The organism is Microbispora amethystogenes, from assembly GCF_016863015.1.
GTDB lineage: Bacteria > Actinomycetota > Actinomycetes > Streptosporangiales > Streptosporangiaceae > Microbispora > Microbispora amethystogenes.
Genome location: NZ_BOOB01000112.1, coordinates 1 through 1,944, shown reverse-complemented (window position 1 = coordinate 1,944; position 1,944 = coordinate 1). Strand labels below are relative to the sequence as shown.

General features: G+C 71.8%; 1 protein-coding gene and 1 pseudogene. One reads left to right on the top strand and one right to left on the bottom strand.

The window, feature by feature from the left end; all coding sequences use genetic code 11:
- On the bottom strand, positions 1–676 hold a 676-nt coding region (locus Mam01_RS35900), incomplete at its 3' end, for an RICIN domain-containing protein (RefSeq protein ID WP_204289671.1).
- A gap of 1,016 nt (positions 677–1,692) precedes the next feature.
- Between Mam01_RS35900 and Mam01_RS35895 the strand changes: the two are divergent.
- Positions 1,693–1,944: pseudogene (locus Mam01_RS35895) on the top strand (endo-1,4-beta-xylanase); the annotation flags it as partial.

Genomic DNA, 1,944 nt, shown 5'->3' with positions numbered 1-1,944 from the left:
CCGGGTTGGTGAACGTCCCCGAGGGGGCGCTCGGGGACGCCGACGGTGACACGGACGGGGACACGGACGGAGACACGGACGGGGACGCCGACGGGGAGCTGGTGCCGCCGTCGACGCGGACGAGCTGCCACTGCTGGTTGGTGCCGCCCCAGTCGGAGTACTGCACGATCTTGCCACCGTCGGCGGTGGAGGCGTTCTGCACCTCCACGGCCTTGCCGCTGTTGCGGTTGATCAGCCGTACGTAGCCGTCCGCGGAGTCCGCCAGCCGGAACTGCTGGTTGACGCCGTTGCCGTCGCTCCACTGCACGACGGCGGCGCCGTCGGCGGTGGAGAGGTTGGCGACGTCCATCACCTTGCCGGAGTGCCGCGACTGCACGCGGTAGTAGCCACCGCCGGAGTCGACGAACCGCCACTGCTGGTTGTTGCCGTTGTTCCGGGCCCACTGCACGAGCGACCCGCCGTCGGCGGTGGAGAGGTTGTACACGTCCAGGGCCTTGCCGCTGTTGCGGTTGACCAGCACGTACCACGCGTTGGTGTCGACGGTCGCGGCCGTGGCCGGCGTCATGGCCACGAGCGCGCCGGCGAGCAGGGTCGCGAGCGCCGCGAGCAGGCACGTCAGGAGGGCCGCAGGCGATCGTCTCCGGCGCCCGGTCACACGGGGCGGCGCTGGATGCATTGTCTTCTCCTCTGGGGGGTGGAGGCGGTGGGGACGGGTTCGCCGCCCCTCACTGGCGGAGGGACGGCAACCCCGTCCCCGTGACCCCCGGCTGTGGAAGGCGTGGGCCGGGGGCCGGATTCGGCGGAGCGGGTGGGAGCGTTCACTGCCGGGGAGCGCCGGATGGCCGGGCGCGGCCGCCAGGAGCGAGTTATCGCTAACATCGCGGGCCGCGGAAGCGTCGCGATACGGGCCGGCGACGGTTCAGCTCCGGACGACGCCCCGCGGCCGCGCGGAGCGCGAGCCGCGACCACCGGTCACGGGGACAGCGGAGGTCCACGCCGCCCGTGGCCGGGCCGGGCCGGAGAACCGGCGGACCGGCCCGCGTGGTCCCGCGAGCGCTGGTCCGGTGAACGCTGATCCTGTGAGCGTTAACATTTCGGCGATGTGAACTCCCTTCTCACATCTGACCCATGTCGGTGGTGGTGCGGCGGAGCCAATACGACGACGCGGGGTGTGTCAACACGCGGGCCGTTCCCGGGTGGGCGCCCGCGGCCGGGAGGAGCGCCCGAACTGGGACGACCACGAAGCGGCCGGTGCGCTCGCCGGCCCGGCCGCGGTGAAACTTTCACAGCCGTTGTCACGGCACGCCGGAGCCCGGGCCGCCGCGGATATCCGCCGGACAGGTGCCCCTCCGGGTGAACGTCCGGCTCCCGCGGGGATACGGCCCTGACGGCCCGCCGCCGAGAGATCGACACAACGCCTTGACACGTTACGCCGACGTTTCCAGACTGATCCCCGGCGGCCTCCTTCTGACCGGTCGGTGGTGAACGGCAGGGGCCGCATGCCGGTGCCGCGGTCCGTGACGGGCCGTGTGCGACGTCGCGGGCGTCTTCCCGCGTCCATCCGCGTTCGTCTCAGCACTCGTTCTTCCCGCACCACCGATTCATCGCGCACCACCGTTTCTTTCGGCACCACCGCTTCTTCACACCATGTTCGGCAAGCACCCTTGTTCATCTAGCACTGGAGGCTCAGGCATGGACGACACCGCCATACCTGTGAGACGAGCCCGGCGACGACTCGGCGGTTCCCGCCGGGTGCTGGCCGCCGGGGCTCTCGGCATACTCGGGGTGGTGACGGCCCTGGCGGCGTCCACCCCCGTCGGCGCCGCGGAGAGCACCCTCGGGGCGGCCGCCGCGCAGAGCGGCCGTTACTTCGGCACCGCGATCGCGGCCGGCCACCTGAACGACTCGACCTACGTGGCCACGTGGGACCGGGAGTTCAACGGG